This is a genomic window from Afipia sp. GW821-FHT04G03 (assembly GCF_059419985.1).
The window spans coordinates 236,507-250,464 of record NZ_JBWKSV010000004.1; the positions used below are offsets into that span (position 1 = coordinate 236,507).

The window sequence follows — 13,958 nt, forward strand, 5'->3', positions numbered from 1 at the left end:
ACTCCAGACATGAACGGTCCAGGATCCATCAAAACCCCAAGTGAGTTAATTTCAGGTGATTTCACTGCCGCGGACGAGCCTTTTGGGCTTTTTGCGGTGTGGTTTGCCGAGGCCGTGAAGTCCGAGCCGAACGATCCAAACGCCATGGCCCTGGCGACCGTGGACGGCGACGGGCTGCCCGACGTGCGCATGGTGCTGCTCAAGGGCTTCGATGCCGACGGGTTCGTGTTTTACAGCCACATCGACAGCGCCAAGGGCCGCGAACTGGCCGCGACCCCCAAGGCCGCCCTGTTGTTTCACTGGAAATCCCTGCGCCGGCAGGTCCGGATTCGCGGGACCGTCAGCCGGGTCACCGACGCCGAGGCCGACGCTTATTTCGCCACCCGGCCGAAGCAGGCCCAGATCGGCGCGTGGGCCAGCAAGCAGTCGCAGCCGCTGGAAAGCCGCATGGCGTTCGAGAAAGCCATCGCGCTCAATGCCGCGAAATATGCCATCGGCGACGTCCCCCGCCCCCCCGGCTGGAGCGGCTGGCGCATCACGCCGCAGGCCATGGAATTCTGGCATGACCGCCCCTTCCGCCTGCACGACCGCATCGAATTCCGCCGCGCCGCGCCGGATGCGCCGTGGGCCAAGGTGCGACTCTATCCATGAACGTTATTTTTTGAATGCGAACGCCGAAGGCGAGACCTCAATCCATGCCGACTTCAACTCCTCCCGATTCCAACGCGCCAAAACGCACGCTGCTGCTGACCGGCGCAAGCCGCGGCATCGGCCACGCCACCGTGATCCGCTTTTCCAGCGCAGGCTGGCGCGTCATCACCTGTTCGCGGCATCCGTTTCCCGAACAGTGCCCATGGGACGCCGGACCGGAAGACCACATCCAGGTCGATCTCGCCGACCACAAGGATACGGCGCGCGCCATTGATGAAATCCGCGAACGACTCGACGGCGGCGCACTTCATGCGCTGGTCAACAACGCGGCGATTTCACCCAAAGGAAAAGGCGGCGCGCGGATGGGCTCCATCGACACCGATGTCGATGTCTGGAGCCATGTGTTTCGCGTGAATTTCTTCGCGCCTGTGATGCTCGCGCGCGGACTGATCGAGGAACTGAAAGCCGCGAAGGGATCGGTGGTGAACGTGACGTCCATCGCGGGTTCGCGCGTGCACCCGTTTGCCGGCGCAGCTTACGCGACATCGAAGGCTGCACTCGCATCGCTGACGCGCGAGATGGCAGCGGACTTCGGCCGTGTCGGCGTGCGCGTCAATGCAATTGCACCGGGCGAAATCGATACGTCGATCCTGTCGCCGGGAACCGACAAGATCGTCCACGAGCAGATTCCCATGAACCGTCTCGGCACACCGGACGAAGTCGCAAAGATCATCTACGTGCTCTGCACGGAGACCAGTTCCTACGTGAACGGCGCGGAAATCCACATCAACGGCGGCCAGCACGTTTAACGCACTTCAAACGAAAAACGGCGAGGCCTAAGCCTCGCCGTTCGATAGGAACTAGCGTCAGCAATCAGACGACGGTGATCTTCACGTCGAGGTTGTTGCGCGTGGCATTGGAATACGGGCAGACCTGATGTGCAGTGGCGACCAGCTTCTCGGCGTCGGCGCGATCGAGACCCGGCAGCGACACCTTCAGCGCGACATCGAGACCGAAACCACCTTCCGAGCGCGGTCCAATGCCCACGTCAGCGGTGACGGTCGCATCCGCCGGAACCTTGATCCCGACCGTGCCGGAGACCGCCTTCATCGCGCCGATGAAGCAGGCCGAATAGCCAGCCGCGAAAAGCTGCTCGGGATTGTTGCCCGGCCCACCGCCACCGCCGAGTTCCTTCGGGGTCGACAGATTGACCTGAAACGTGCCGTCCGTGGTGGAGGCTTTGCCGTCACGGCCGCCGGTTGCAGTGGCCTGGGTGCGGTAGAGAACTTTTGTGGGCATGGGCTTTCTCCTTGGGTTTGAAAACCTGGGCTTGGAGCAAACAGCCTTTGGGCCGGCCCCGCCAGTATGGCTGAACGAGCGTTTTATATCGTGCACGATCTAATCGTGCAACAAGTATTTTGAATGGCAGGCCTGCAAAAATGCGTTGTGCGATTCAATCGTGCGCGCCTTAAATAACCGGCACGGGCGCAATGAGCGCCGGAAGGACAAGCCGATGGCAACCCGACCAACATCCGACGACCTTTTGAAGGTCGACAATTTCATCTGCTTTGCGCTGTATTCGGCGGGACATGCTTTCACGCGGCTGTACAAGCCTCTGCTCGATCCGCTCGGACTGACCTATCCGCAATACCTCGTCATGGCGGTGCTTTGGGAAAAGAACGGCCGGACGGTTGGCGAGATCGGCGAGAAGCTGCTGCTGGAGTCGAGCACGCTCACACCATTGCTCAAACGGCTCGAGACGGCGGGTCTGCTCAAGCGAACCCGCGATCGGGATGACGAGCGTGTTGTGCGTATCCAGCTCACGGCCGAGGGCGCAGCGCTGAAAGCGAAAGCGGTGGAAATTCCGGCGGCAATCGGTTGCGCCACCAACATCACTGTCCCCGAGGTGATGAAACTCACCGCCGAGATCAAGGCGCTTCGCAAGAAACTTCTCGACGCACAGGCCGCTTGAGGCTTCAGCTTCGTGAAGACGCTAACCGGCCTTGCGGTGCCGCGCGGTTGACCGAGCTGCTTTCTTGGGAGCGGTCCGGGGCGCGGCACGTGACGCCCGCGCCGGGCGCTGCGCAGGCGCCTTGCCCTTCAGGCTCTGCTTCAGGGCATCCATCAGACTGATGACGTTGTCAGGCTTCGCGGGACGTTCCACGGACTTGATCGTTTTGCCCGCTGCCTTTTCCTGAACCAGCTTTTTCAGGGCGTTTTCGTATTCGTCCTCGAATTTCGAGGCGTCGAAATGAGCTGCCTTGGTATCGAGAATATGCGAGGCCAGTTCGATCATGTCCTTCGAGATTTTCGGCGTCTTGATGTCCTCGAAGAAATCCTTCTCGTCGCGCACCTCGTAAGCGTAGCGCAGCGTGGTGGCGAGCAACCCCTTGCCCAGCGGTTCGATGGCGACGATGCGTTCACGGTTCGACAGCACAATGCGGGCCAGCGCCACGCGATCCTGATCCTTCATCGCATCGCGTATCACAGCGAAGGCATCGGCGCCGGTCTTGCCGTCCGGCACGAGATAGTAAGGACTGTCGAGATAGCGGCGGTCGATCTCGTCACGCGGCACAAAATTATCGATGTCGATGGTGTGATTGCTTTCGATCTGAACGGATTCCAGCTCTTCCTTTTCGATCGGGACATACTCGCCCTTGGCGACTTCGTAACCGCGACCCTTCTGCTCTTTCTCGACCACTTCGCCGGTTTCCGAATCCACCATCTGCTGCTTCAGGCGGTTGCCCGTCTCGGTGTTGATCATGTGAAACCGGGTCCGCTCAGCGCTGGTGGAGGCGGGATAAAGCGCCACGGGACAGGTGACGAGCGACAGCTTCAGCGAACCCTTCCAATACGCACGCGGCAACATCGGTAAACCTCCACTCAACACTTACATGACGAAGGAACTTCAACGAGGGTTTCAGGTTTTTGTTCCTGCCGCCCTGCCCTATGGCGCATGATACAATTATTCCGGATTTATTGCACCGTTGGGGTTTCGCTCCGTGGCCCAAAAGAAACTTAAGGTTTACCGAACAAAACGTGATTTCACGAAGACGTCGGAGCCAAGCGGCAAGGTCGCCGTGGGAACGTCGAAGGTGCGGCGCTTCGTCATCCAGAAGCATGACGCCAGCCGGCTCCACTACGACCTCCGGCTTGAGTACGGGGGCGTGTTCAAATCCTGGGCGGTGACGCGGGGACCGTCCCTCGATCCCAAGGACAAACGGCTGGCGGTCGAGGTCGAGGATCATCCGCTCGACTATGGCGATTTTGAAGGCACCATCCCCAAAGGACAGTACGGCGGCGGCACCGTCATGGTCTGGGATCGCGGCTACTGGTTGTCCGACGATCCAGAGCGCGGCTTTAAGAAAGGCGATCTCAAATTCGCGCTGGAGGGTGACAAACTCCACGGCGAATGGGTGTTGGTTCGCATGAAGAACGACCGCAACGGCGGCAAGCGCACCAACTGGCTGCTGATCAAACATCGCGACGCGTACTCACGCGAAGGCAAAAAGAACGATGTCCTCGACGACGAAAAATCCGCTGCGTCCGGCCGATCGATGGCGCAGATCGCGGCGGGCAAGGGCCGCGCGCCGAAGCCGTTCATGCTGAAGACATCGACCAAGGCAAAAGCCGATCAGGTATGGGATTCGAGCAAGGGACTTGCCGCTGTCGAACGTGAAAAGAAAAGCACGCCGGGATCGGCCCCGGCCAAGGAAGCAACCGTCGCGCAGCTGAGAAGCAAGACCGCAGCCAAGAGCACCGTGGCGAAAGCCGCCAGCAGCCGGCGCGCAGCAGAGCTTCCGGACTTCATTGCGCCACAGCTTTGCACGTCGGTCGAACGGCCGCCGGCAGGTAACGGCTGGGCGCACGAAATCAAGTTCGACGGCTATCGCGTTCAAATGCGGATCGAGGATGGTGAAGTCACGCTCAGGACTCGCAAGGGACTCGACTGGACGGAGAAATTCCCCGCCCTCGCAAAAAAAGGAGGCAACCTTCCGGACGCGATCATCGACGGCGAGATCGTTGCGCTCGATCACGAAGGCCATCCCAGTTTTGCCTCGTTGCAGGCGGCGCTGTCCGACGAGAAGACGGATGACCTGATCTTCTTCGCGTTCGATCTCCTCTTTGCAGATGGAGAAGACCTGCGGCCGTTGCCGTTGTCCGAGCGCAAGGCGCGGCTCCGGGTGCTGCTCGACGGCAAGCGAAAGCGCGATGAGGGAACCATCCGCTACGTGGAGCATTTCGAGTCCAACGGCAACGCCATCATGGAATCCGCCCGCGCGTTGTCACTCGAGGGCATCGTGTCCAAAAAACTCACAGCCCCCTATCGTTCAGGACGCTCGGAAAGCTGGACCAAGGCAAAGGTCCGCGCCGGGCACGAGGTCGTTATCGGCGGCTGGAAAAGCAACGCAGGCAAATTCCGCTCGCTGATGGTCGGCGTGCCGCACGGCGATCATCTCGCCTATGTCGGCGTGGTCGGCACCGGATACGGTCAGGCCGTCGTCAAGCGCATCATGCCCGAGTTGAAGGCTAACGCCGCCGCCAAAAACCCCTTCGGTGGCGAGAACGCACCGAAGAAAACCGCGGAAGTGCACTGGCTGAAGCCGGAACTGGTCGCTGAAATCGAATTCGCAGGCTGGACCGGCGATAACATGGTCCGGCAGGCAGCCTTCAAGGGCCTGCGCAAGGACAAGTCGGCAAGCGACGTGACAGCCGATAAACCCGCCAAGACCCATGTTGCGGCGTTGTCCGCGAAGACGAACGGCAAGTCCCCGTCAACACGCGCAGCTTCCCACAATAGCAATGTTGTCATGGGCGTCACGATCTCCAATCCAGACAAGGCGCTGTGGCCCGACAGCGGAGACGGCGAGCCCGTCACCAAGCTCGATCTGGCGCACTACATGGAGCAGGTCGGCGACTGGCTGATCGCGCATATCAAGGGCCGGCCCTGCTCGATCATCCGTGCGCCGGACGGCATCGGTGGCGAAACCTTTTTCCAGCGTCATGCCATGGCCGGCGTGTCGAAGCTGTTCGACCTCGTAAAGGTTTCGGGCGACCGCAAACCGTATGTGCAGATCGATCGCGTCGAAGGTCTCGTCGCAGCAGCCCAGATCGGCGGGCTCGAACTGCATCCGTGGAATTGCGCACCGAATGAACCCGACGTGCCGGGACGGCTGGTGTTCGACCTCGATCCCTCACCTGACGTTGCATTCTCCGCAGTGGTCGACGCCGCCCGCGAGATGCGTGAACGGCTGACGGATTTGGGGCTGGAAAGTTTTTGCAAAACAACCGGCGGCAAGGGACTTCATGTCGTCACGCCGTTGAAGGACGCGAAGAAAGACAAGATCGACTGGAAAACCGCGAAGGCATTCGCGCAGGCCGTGTGCCAGCAGATGGCAGAGGACAGCCCCGAACACTATCTCCTCAACATGTCGAAGAAGCAGCGCGAGGGAAAAATCTTCCTCGACTATCTGCGCAACGATCGAACATCGACGGCCGTCGCGCCGCTATCGCCCCGTGCGCGCGACGGTGCGCCGGTATCCATGCCAATGACATGGGCGCAGGTCCGCAGCGATCTCGATCCGATGAAATATACGTTGCGATCGGTGCCCGCGCTGCTCGCAAAAACGAAGGCTTGGGCCGATTACGATGCTGCCGCGCGATCGATCAAGGCCGCAATCGCGAAGCTCGCGAAATAATTACAGCCACCGCTTCCACTTGAAAAACATGTACGGCCCCGCCGCCGCGAGCAGCATCGCGAGCAGCGCCAGCGGATAACCCCACGGATGCTCCAGCTCGGGCATCATCTTGAAGTTCATGCCGTAGATCGAGGCGATCAGCGTCGGCGGCATCAATACAACGGCCATCACCGAGAACAGCTTGATGATGTTGTTCTGCTCGAGGTTGACCACGCCGAGCATCGCGTCCAGCACGAAGGTGATTTTGTTCGACAGATAAGACGCGTGATCGGTCAGTGATGACACGTCGCGCTGCTGGGTCTTGAACTGCGCTTTCTGTTCCTTGCTCCAGCGTCCCGTATCGGTCTCGACGAGAACGAACGAGATCAGACGCCCGATCGAGACCAGACTCTCACGCACCTTCGAGGTCAGGTCGCCCTTCTTGCCGATGGTCAGCAGGATTTGGGAATAGGTCCGTGCGTGACCGCGTTCGGCGGACGGCTCGAAGATTTGCGACGACACGCTGTCGACGTCCGCGCCGGCTCGTTCGAGGATGTCGGCGCAGCGGTCGATCACGCCATCGAGCAGTTCGAGCAGAATGCCGTCGCCAGTGATGTTCGCTGGACAGGAGCGCGCGAGCTTCGCGGCAATCAATGTGAACGGCTTCGGTTCATCATAGCGGACTGTCACGAGGCGATGGTCGGTGAGGATGAATGTCACCGGAGTGGTGCGCGGCGCCTGCGAGTCCGCGGCGCACATCAGGGTCGCGGTCATGTAGCGCGCGCCATTTTCGACGTAGAGGCGGCTGGACGCCTCGATTTCCTGCATGTCTTCGCGGGTCGGAATTTCGATACCGACCAGCCTTTCGACGGCCTTGTCCTCGCCGGGCGACGGCGTCTTCAGATCAATCCAGATCGCATCCGGGGGCAACGATTCAACGTCAATGTCGTCGATTTTCTTAAGGACAGAGGCGCTGGGAACGAAGACCGACAACATGGAGAACTCCCGGAATTTCTTTCGCGGACAACCTGTGATCCATCCGCTCTCAAAGCGCAAATGTTCTCGATTCCCGCAAGCCTTTCACGGACCGCCGCACGACATTCAACTGTCATGAAGGACGCGCCGACCATCCCGAACGATGGCATGCCGCCCGCCCGATAAGCGGGAAGCGCCCTGCCGGTGCGACGCCAAAGCCACAGTTGCGGGACCATCGCACGGGATCACAAGGGTATGACCCGAATGGCGTCCGCCCCGGCGGTTATGGGCTGGCGCTAAACAGAAGCTCGACGTAAATACCATGTGACCGAGCGACGCGCACCACGCACTGATCGGAAACCGTCGATGCCCTCTCCTGCCTCGAATCTTGCCTCTAAACTGGTTGTGCTGGCCGCCGGATTGATGCTCGCCGGCTGCATGCAAACCACCACCTACGAGGCCGCCTCGGACACGACCCTGAAGCCCCGCGACCGGGAGCTTCTCGCCAAGGTCAGTTACGACAAGGTGCCCGTTTCGACCCCGTTCCGGCGGGCGATCGTGGATTACCACCGCAAGGAAACGCCGGGATCGATCATGGTCGATTCCGACAATCACTATCTTTATTACGTTCTCGAGGGCGGCAAGGCGATCCGCTACGGCATCACCGTCGGCGAGGAGGCGATGGCCTGGTCGGGCATCGCCAAGGTCGGTGCGATGACCGAATGGCCGGACTGGCATCCGACCAAAAGCGAGATTTCCCGGCTCGGCGTCCCGACGTTCGTGAAGGGCGGTCCGGACAATCCCATGGGGTCGCGGGCGATCTACCTCTACTCCGGCGGCAAGGATACGCTGTTCCGGATTCACGGCACCAACCAGCCGGAATATATCGGCGCGTCAATTTCCTCGGGCTGCATCCGCATGACCAACGAGGACGTGATCGATCTGTATAGCCGGGTCAAAATGGGAGCGGTGGTGGTCGTGCTCGATCCCAAGCAGGGGGATTCCCCGTTCAATTCCAAGATGGCGCTACAGGGCGGCAGCGGGTCATTTTAGCGCCCGAGACCCGGCATCCGCCGGTCATTTGGGCAGCCGGTGGCGTTGAGGACGAGTCCTGAGGCGCAAATGCCACAGGTAGGATGCTGCATGGCAAAATCAGCATCGAAATGCTGGAAATACGGCACGTTTCGGCGCAGATAGAAGGTAACGGAATCGGAAGCATCTTCCGGCTAGATTCGGCGTGGAGACACGCCCAGCGCCCATTGGAACTTCGGAATGTCCTCGTTCGGCTCAAAAATTATCTTGCTCTTCGCAGGTCTTGCGCTTGCGGGCTGTATGCAGACCTCCACCAGCTTTGAGAAGGCTCCGGAAGCGAGCCTCAAGCCGCGTGACAAGGAACTGCTGGCCAAGGCCAAGTACGAAAAGGTCGCCGTCGCCGAGCCGTTCCGGCGGGCGATCGTCAACTATCATCGCAAGGAAACGCCGGGCTCCATCGTGGTGGATTCCGACAATCACTATCTTTACTACGTCCTCGAGGGCGGCAAGGCGATCCGCTACGGCATCACCGTCGGCGAAGAAGCGCTGGCGTTCTCCGGCATCGCCCGCGTCGGCAACATGCAGGAATGGCCGAAATGGACCCCGACCGCGGACATCCACAAGCGCATCGAAGGCCTGCCGCAATCGGTGCCAGGCGGCCCGGACAATCCGCTCGGCGCGCGTGCGCTGTATCTCTATCAGGGCAATCGCGACACGCTGTTCCGCATTCACGGCACCAACCAGCCGGAATATATCGGCGCGTCGATTTCCTCGGGCTGCATCCGCATGACCAATGAGGACGTGATCGATCTTTACAGCCGCGCTAAGCAGGGCAGCGTCGTTGTGGTGCTCGATCCCAAGCAGGGTGACTCGCCTTACAATTCGAAAATGGCGCTGCAAGGCGGCGGCGGAACAGCGCCGTTCTGAACGCTCGCCTCAATCGAGTTTGATTCCAAAAGCGCCGGTCGATCCGGCGCTTTTTATTTTGTGCCAGTCTGTCGAGACATCCTGCGGCGCGGCTTGGCAGGCGCTGCTGGTTTGTCACCCTCTTCCGTCGGGGTCGCCTGCGGTGCTTCCTCGCTGGATTTCGCCGGCGCAGCCTTTTCCTCTGCGGTCTGGCGTGGCGGCGCTTCCTCAGGGCGTTCCAACGGCATCAGCGGCGCAACGGCGGGCAGCGGGTCGTAGACGCCCCATTGGCACAGTTTGTAGTTGTTGCGGCGCTGGGCGAGGTCGAGATGGATATGGTCCTCATGATACCAGTCAGAGCCCGGACCCAGCACGGTGGTGAACCGCGTGCAGACGGAGGCCAGCACCTTCTCGCGGGTCTCACGCGACACCGTGCGGTCGGTGAGCGACAGCGTGTTGCCGTTCGCGAACTTCATGCCCCGGATGTCGAGCGCATTGGCGAGACCATGTTCGGATAGTTTCGCGTCCTTGACGCGGTTACGGCCACGGCATTCAAATGAATCGAAATTATCGAGTTCACTGATGGTCGTGCCAAGGCCCGCCGCCAGCGGCGCCATATCGGTACGAACCCATTCCGCCACGGCGGTTGCCATCGCGCAGCGCAAGATGGCGGCGGGTTTCAGCACCACACGCTGGGTCGGAGACAGCACGACTGCCTCCAGCCGCACGAGGTCTTCTCCGCCGCATCCGCCGGGGCCCTTGATCGACGGGATCGAGGGCGCGATCGCAATGCTCTCCGTCAACGCAAGGCGACATGCCGAAAGCTCGGGAGGCTTGGATTCCGAAGGTTTGGATTCCGGCGTCGGCTCCGCGGGCTGATCGGCTGCGCCGCCCTGCTCCGGCTGCGGACGGTAGGCAGCCGGCGCTTCTGCGGGCCGAGCCTGCGGCAGCGGCACTTTTGCGCTTGCCTCGATCGAAGCCGCACAGGTAAGGACCAGCCCGGCGGCCACAATGACGCGGGCCGGCAGCCCGCTCCTGGCATGCCAACCAGAAGGCCATTTGCTGGCCGCGTCGTCCGCGCTAGAGTTCATGCAGGTCCTTCGGGGCACACCAATCATAAAGACACAAAGTCACTTTCAGGAGGAAACAACGAATGCTCGGATTGATGCAAAATTGGCCCTTGTTGTGTCAGCGGATTATCGATCACGCAGCGGAGATTCACGGCAAGCAGGAAGTCGTGACGCGATCGGTCGAGGGACCCATTCATCGCACCAATTACGCCGAAATTCGTGCACGCGCGCTGAAAGTCGGCCAGCAACTCGACAAGCACGGTATCAAGATCGGCGACCGCGTCGCCACCATTGCCTGGAACACATGGCGTCATCTTGAAGCCTGGTACGGCATCATGGGCATCGGCGCCGTCTGCCATACCGTCAATCCCCGGCTGTTCCCCGATCAGATCGTCTGGATCGTCAATCATGCGCAGGACCGCATCATGATGACGGACCTCACCTTCGTGCCGCTGCTGGAAAAGATCGCGGACAAGATGCCTTCCGTGGAACGCTACGTCGTGTTCACGGATAAGGCGCATATGCCGCAGACCGCGCTGAAGAACGCGATCTCCTATGAAGAATGGATCGCGGAAGTCGACGGCGATTTCCAGTGGAAGGAATTCGACGAAAATACCGCAGCCGCGATGTGCTACACCTCGGGCACCACGGGCGATCCGAAGGGCGTGCTCTATTCCCACCGCTCCAATGTGCTCCATGCGCTGATGGCCAACAATACGGACGCGCTCGGCACCCGAGCCAGCGACACCATGTTGCCGGTGGTGCCGTTGTTCCACGCCAACAGCTGGGGCATCGCATTCTCGGCGCCCACCATGGGAACCAAGCTGGTGATGCCCGGCGCCAAACTTGACGGCGCATCGGTCTATGAATTGCTCTCGACCGAGAAGGTCACCTACACCGCCGGCGTGCCGACGGTGTGGCTGATGCTGCTGCAATACATGGCCGCCGAGAAGAAAACGCTGCCCGATCTGAAGGTCCTGATCTGCGGCGGCTCGGCGATGCCGCGCTCCATGATCAAGGCTTTCGTCGATCAGGGCGTCGAGGTTCGCCATGCCTGGGGCATGACGGAAATGAGCCCAATCGGCACCGTCGGCGCGCTGAAGCCTCCGTTCGCCAATCTCACCGGCGAGGCGCGGCTCGATATTCTGCAGACGCAGGGTTATCCGCCGTTCGGCGTCCAGATGAAGATCACCGATGACGCGGGCAAGAAGCTGCCGTGGGACGGCAAGACCTTCGGCCGCCTCAAGGTCAGCGGCCCCTCGGTGTCCAAAGGCTACTTCCGCATCGACACCAACATCCTCGACGACAACGGCTTCTTCGACACCGGCGATGTCGCGACCATCGATGCCGACGCCTACATGCGGATCACCGACCGCTCAAAGGACGTTATCAAGTCCGGCGGCGAATGGATTTCGTCGATCGATCTCGAGAACCTCGCCGTCGGTCACCCGAAGGTGCTGGAAGCCGCGGTCATCGGCGTCCATCATCCGAAGTGGGACGAGCGGCCGCTGCTGATCGTGCAGCTCAAGCCCGAGCAGAAGGCAAGCCGTGACGAAATCCTGCAATACATGGACGGCAAGATCGCAAAATGGTGGATGCCGGACGACGTGCAATTCGTGGACGCCATTCCGCACACCGCAACCGGCAAGATCCTGAAAACCGCGCTGCGGGATCAATTCAAGGATTACAAATTCCCGGTCGCGGCGGCCTGACGCCGCCCAGTTCATCATTCATCGAAATGCCCGGCTTGTACCGGGCATTTTTTTGCCCGTTCACCGGGTGATATTCCGCCTCGAACTGCTTCACAGCGGCCCCGGAAATGCGCTAGTTGACCGGCGCGCCCTTTCGCCCGGCGCCAGAACGGATTGACAAGGCATGGCCCGCCGGATCGCAGCCGCTTATCAGATGGAGCCCCTTTCGGCTCTTGCGTCGTGGACGCGCCGTCTTGCGGTGTTCTCACTGATCGCGACGATCGTTTCGGTCATTATCGTCCGTTTCGGATTTCTCGATTTCAAGCCCGCACTGGCGACATTCTTCGGCGCGCTCGCCTGCGCCGGACTGTCGATCCTCGTCGGCCTCGCTGCCTTTGCGGCGATCTGGCAAAACGGCTCGCGCGGCATGAGCCGCATCCTGCTGGCGTTCCTGATTGATGCCGCGATCCTCGCTTATCCGGCCTATCTCGCCTACCAGTACAACACACTGCCGGCCATTCACGATATCACCACCGATCCGATCGATCCGCCGCGCTTCGAAGCGCTGGCGCGGCTTCGAACAGGCGACGGCGCAAACCCCGCAGTCTATGCCGGTCTCTATTCGGCCGAGCAGCAGCGCACCGCTTATCCGGACATCGAGCCGATCAGCATCGACGTGCCGGTTCAAAAGGCCTACGAGTTGGCCCGGGCGCTGGTTGGACGGTACAAGTGGCTGGTCATCGACGAGCGTGCGCCACAACCGCCGCAGCGTATCGGCCGCATCGAGGCGGTGGCCCGAACGCCCATCATGGGTTTTCGAGAAGACATCGCGATCCGCATCATGCCGGATGGTGACGCCGCGCGCGTCGATCTTCGCTCGTCATCGCGTTACTTCGAGCACGATCTCGGCACCAACGCCGCGCGCATTGCCAAATTCGCCGAGCAGTTGAACGAGGCCGTGGACAACGCAAGGCCGGTGAAAAAGCTGATCACGCCGGCCAAGCCTCAGGCCAAGGGCACGACCAAACGATAATTGCCGTCGATGGTCGGATCGCCGTCGGTCGCCACGACATCGCGCGCGACGAGATCCTCGAGATGCGCGAGCACCGAATAGCCCGCTGCGCCCACCAGCCGGGGATCGATCCCGATATAACTTGCCCGCACGATGGTCGGAATGTCGGCCTCACCCTTGGCGAGACGATGCAGGATCGACGCTTCCCGCGCCTTGCGATGGCGAATGAGAAATTTCACGAACCGTACGGCGTCGGGAATCTCTGGACCGTGACCGGAGAAATAGAGCTGCTCGTCGCGCCGGGTCAGTCTTTCAAGCGATGCCATGTAATCGACCATCGATCCGTCGGGAGGCGCGACGATGGACGTCGACCAGCCCATGACGTGATCGCCGACAAACATCAGCTTGCGCTCCGGCCAGGCGAAAGCGATGTGGTTGGCCGTGTGTCCCGGCGTCGCGACGACTTCAAGCCGCCAGCCATCACCTTCCACGACATCGCCGTCCTTCAGCATCACGTCAGGACGGAAGTCCCAGTCGCCGCCGGACTCGGTGGCACGGGTCTCGCTGGCGTAAGCCGGACGCGACGCGCGATGCGGCCCTTCCGCATAGACCGTCGCGCCGGTCGCCGCCTTGATGCGAGCGACGCCGGGCGAGTGATCGTTGTGCGTGTGAGTGACAAGGATGTGTGAGACGGTTTCGCCGCGTACCGCGTCGAGCAGAGCCTGCGCATGGGCCTCGTTGACCGGGCCTGGATCGATGATGGCGACGTTGCCGCGGCCGACGATATAGCTCACCGTTCCGGTGAACGTGAACGGACTGGGGTTGTTGCACAACACCCGCCGCACGCCGGGGACAACTTCCTCCACGACACCGGGCGCGAGTGGAAAATCCCGGTTGAACGGAATGTCGTCGTTATCGCTCAAAGCCAGACCCTCAACCGGAC

13 protein-coding genes are annotated in these 13,958 nt (G+C 61.2%); 8 read left to right on the forward strand and 5 right to left on the reverse strand.

Going from position 1 to position 13,958, the window contains the following annotated elements; translation table 11 throughout:
• Positions 1-9 precede the first annotated feature (9 nt).
• Both pdxH and AC07UB_RS19260 read left to right on the forward strand, forming a co-directional pair.
• Complete coding sequence (pdxH, locus tag AC07UB_RS19255; RefSeq protein ID WP_494653996.1) at positions 10-651, forward strand: pyridoxamine 5'-phosphate oxidase; 642 nt, start codon at positions 10-12, stop codon at positions 649-651.
• 44 nt (positions 652-695) lie between these two features.
• Positions 696-1,460, forward strand: coding sequence for an SDR family NAD(P)-dependent oxidoreductase (locus tag AC07UB_RS19260; protein WP_492792184.1), 765 nt, complete (start codon positions 696-698; stop codon positions 1,458-1,460).
• Between the two features lie 64 nt (positions 1,461-1,524).
• Here the strand turns inward: AC07UB_RS19260 and AC07UB_RS19265 are convergent, their stop codons facing one another.
• A complete protein-coding gene (locus AC07UB_RS19265; RefSeq protein WP_492792183.1) occupies positions 1,525-1,950 on the reverse strand; it encodes an organic hydroperoxide resistance protein in 426 nt (141 codons plus the stop codon).
• A gap of 214 nt (positions 1,951-2,164) precedes the next feature.
• Between AC07UB_RS19265 and AC07UB_RS19270 the strand changes: the two genes are divergently transcribed.
• Complete coding sequence (locus tag AC07UB_RS19270; protein WP_492792182.1) at positions 2,165-2,623, forward strand: MarR family winged helix-turn-helix transcriptional regulator; 459 nt, start codon at positions 2,165-2,167, stop codon at positions 2,621-2,623.
• Positions 2,624-2,644: 21 nt separating this feature from the next.
• Here AC07UB_RS19270 and ku read toward each other — a convergent pair whose 3' ends face one another.
• Positions 2,645-3,520 carry a non-homologous end joining protein Ku gene (ku, locus tag AC07UB_RS19275; RefSeq protein WP_494653994.1) on the reverse strand — a complete coding sequence of 292 codons (876 nt, stop codon included), beginning with the start codon at positions 3,518-3,520 and terminating at the stop codon, positions 2,645-2,647.
• A gap of 133 nt (positions 3,521-3,653) precedes the next feature.
• On the opposite strand from ku, the gene ligD reads away from it, so the two are divergent.
• Positions 3,654-6,350 carry a DNA ligase D gene (gene ligD, locus AC07UB_RS19280; protein ID WP_492792180.1) on the forward strand — a complete coding sequence of 899 codons (2,697 nt, stop codon included), beginning with the start codon at positions 3,654-3,656 and terminating at the stop codon, positions 6,348-6,350.
• Here the strand turns inward: ligD and AC07UB_RS19285 are convergent, their stop codons facing one another.
• Positions 6,351-7,325, reverse strand: a complete 975-nt coding sequence (locus tag AC07UB_RS19285; protein WP_492792179.1) for a magnesium transporter CorA family protein — start codon at positions 7,323-7,325, stop codon at positions 6,351-6,353.
• A gap of 345 nt (positions 7,326-7,670) precedes the next feature.
• On the opposite strand from AC07UB_RS19285, the gene AC07UB_RS19290 reads away from it, so the two are divergent.
• On the forward strand, positions 7,671-8,357 hold the full coding sequence (locus tag AC07UB_RS19290) for a L,D-transpeptidase (RefSeq protein ID WP_492792178.1): 687 nt from the start codon (positions 7,671-7,673) through the stop codon (positions 8,355-8,357).
• Positions 8,358-8,576: 219 nt separating this feature from the next.
• Positions 8,577-9,263, forward strand: coding sequence for a L,D-transpeptidase (locus tag AC07UB_RS19295; RefSeq protein WP_494653991.1), 687 nt, complete (start codon positions 8,577-8,579; stop codon positions 9,261-9,263).
• Between the two features lie 53 nt (positions 9,264-9,316).
• Here AC07UB_RS19295 and AC07UB_RS19300 read toward each other — a convergent pair whose 3' ends face one another.
• The gene (locus AC07UB_RS19300) at positions 9,317-10,333 is read right to left on the reverse strand and encodes an extensin family protein (RefSeq protein ID WP_492792176.1); all 1,017 of its coding nucleotides are present in this window, start codon (positions 10,331-10,333) and stop codon (positions 9,317-9,319) included.
• A 62-nt stretch (positions 10,334-10,395) separates the two neighbouring features.
• Here AC07UB_RS19300 and AC07UB_RS19305 point away from each other — a divergent pair, with 62 nt between their 5' ends.
• Positions 10,396-12,024: a fatty-acid--CoA ligase gene (locus AC07UB_RS19305; RefSeq protein ID WP_492792175.1), complete on the forward strand. Its 1,629-nt coding sequence runs from the start codon at positions 10,396-10,398 to the stop codon at positions 12,022-12,024.
• A gap of 163 nt (positions 12,025-12,187) precedes the next feature.
• Positions 12,188-13,036 (forward strand): DUF1499 domain-containing protein, encoded by an 849-nt coding sequence (locus tag AC07UB_RS19310; protein WP_492792174.1) that lies wholly within the window; start codon positions 12,188-12,190, stop codon positions 13,034-13,036.
• Here the strand turns inward: AC07UB_RS19310 and AC07UB_RS19315 are convergent.
• Positions 13,009-13,938 carry an MBL fold metallo-hydrolase gene (locus tag AC07UB_RS19315; RefSeq protein ID WP_492792173.1) on the reverse strand — a complete coding sequence of 310 codons (930 nt, stop codon included), beginning with the start codon at positions 13,936-13,938 and terminating at the stop codon, positions 13,009-13,011. The two genes, AC07UB_RS19310 and AC07UB_RS19315, sit on opposite strands and share 28 nt — an antisense overlap.
• Between the last annotated feature and the right edge of the window lie 20 nt (positions 13,939-13,958).

Excerpts from the sequence above, each read along its gene's own strand:
- pdxH (WP_494653996.1), top strand. The coding sequence starts at position 10 with ATGAACGGTCCAGGATCCATCAAAACCCCAAGTGAGTTAATTTCAGGT.
- AC07UB_RS19260 (WP_492792184.1), top strand. The coding sequence starts at position 696 with ATGCCGACTTCAACTCCTCCCGATTCCAACGCGCCAAAACGCACGCTG.
- AC07UB_RS19265 (WP_492792183.1), bottom strand. The coding sequence starts at position 1,950 with ATGCCCACAAAAGTTCTCTACCGCACCCAGGCCACTGCAACCGGCGGC.
- AC07UB_RS19270 (WP_492792182.1), top strand. The coding sequence starts at position 2,165 with ATGGCAACCCGACCAACATCCGACGACCTTTTGAAGGTCGACAATTTC.
- ku (WP_494653994.1), bottom strand. The coding sequence starts at position 3,520 with ATGTTGCCGCGTGCGTATTGGAAGGGTTCGCTGAAGCTGTCGCTCGTC.
- AC07UB_RS19285 (WP_492792179.1), bottom strand. The coding sequence starts at position 7,325 with ATGTTGTCGGTCTTCGTTCCCAGCGCCTCTGTCCTTAAGAAAATCGAC.
- AC07UB_RS19290 (WP_492792178.1), top strand. The coding sequence starts at position 7,671 with ATGCCCTCTCCTGCCTCGAATCTTGCCTCTAAACTGGTTGTGCTGGCC.
- AC07UB_RS19295 (WP_494653991.1), top strand. The coding sequence starts at position 8,577 with ATGTCCTCGTTCGGCTCAAAAATTATCTTGCTCTTCGCAGGTCTTGCG.
- AC07UB_RS19300 (WP_492792176.1), bottom strand. The coding sequence starts at position 10,333 with ATGAACTCTAGCGCGGACGACGCGGCCAGCAAATGGCCTTCTGGTTGG.
- AC07UB_RS19305 (WP_492792175.1), top strand. The coding sequence starts at position 10,396 with ATGCTCGGATTGATGCAAAATTGGCCCTTGTTGTGTCAGCGGATTATC.
- AC07UB_RS19310 (WP_492792174.1), top strand. The coding sequence starts at position 12,188 with ATGGCCCGCCGGATCGCAGCCGCTTATCAGATGGAGCCCCTTTCGGCT.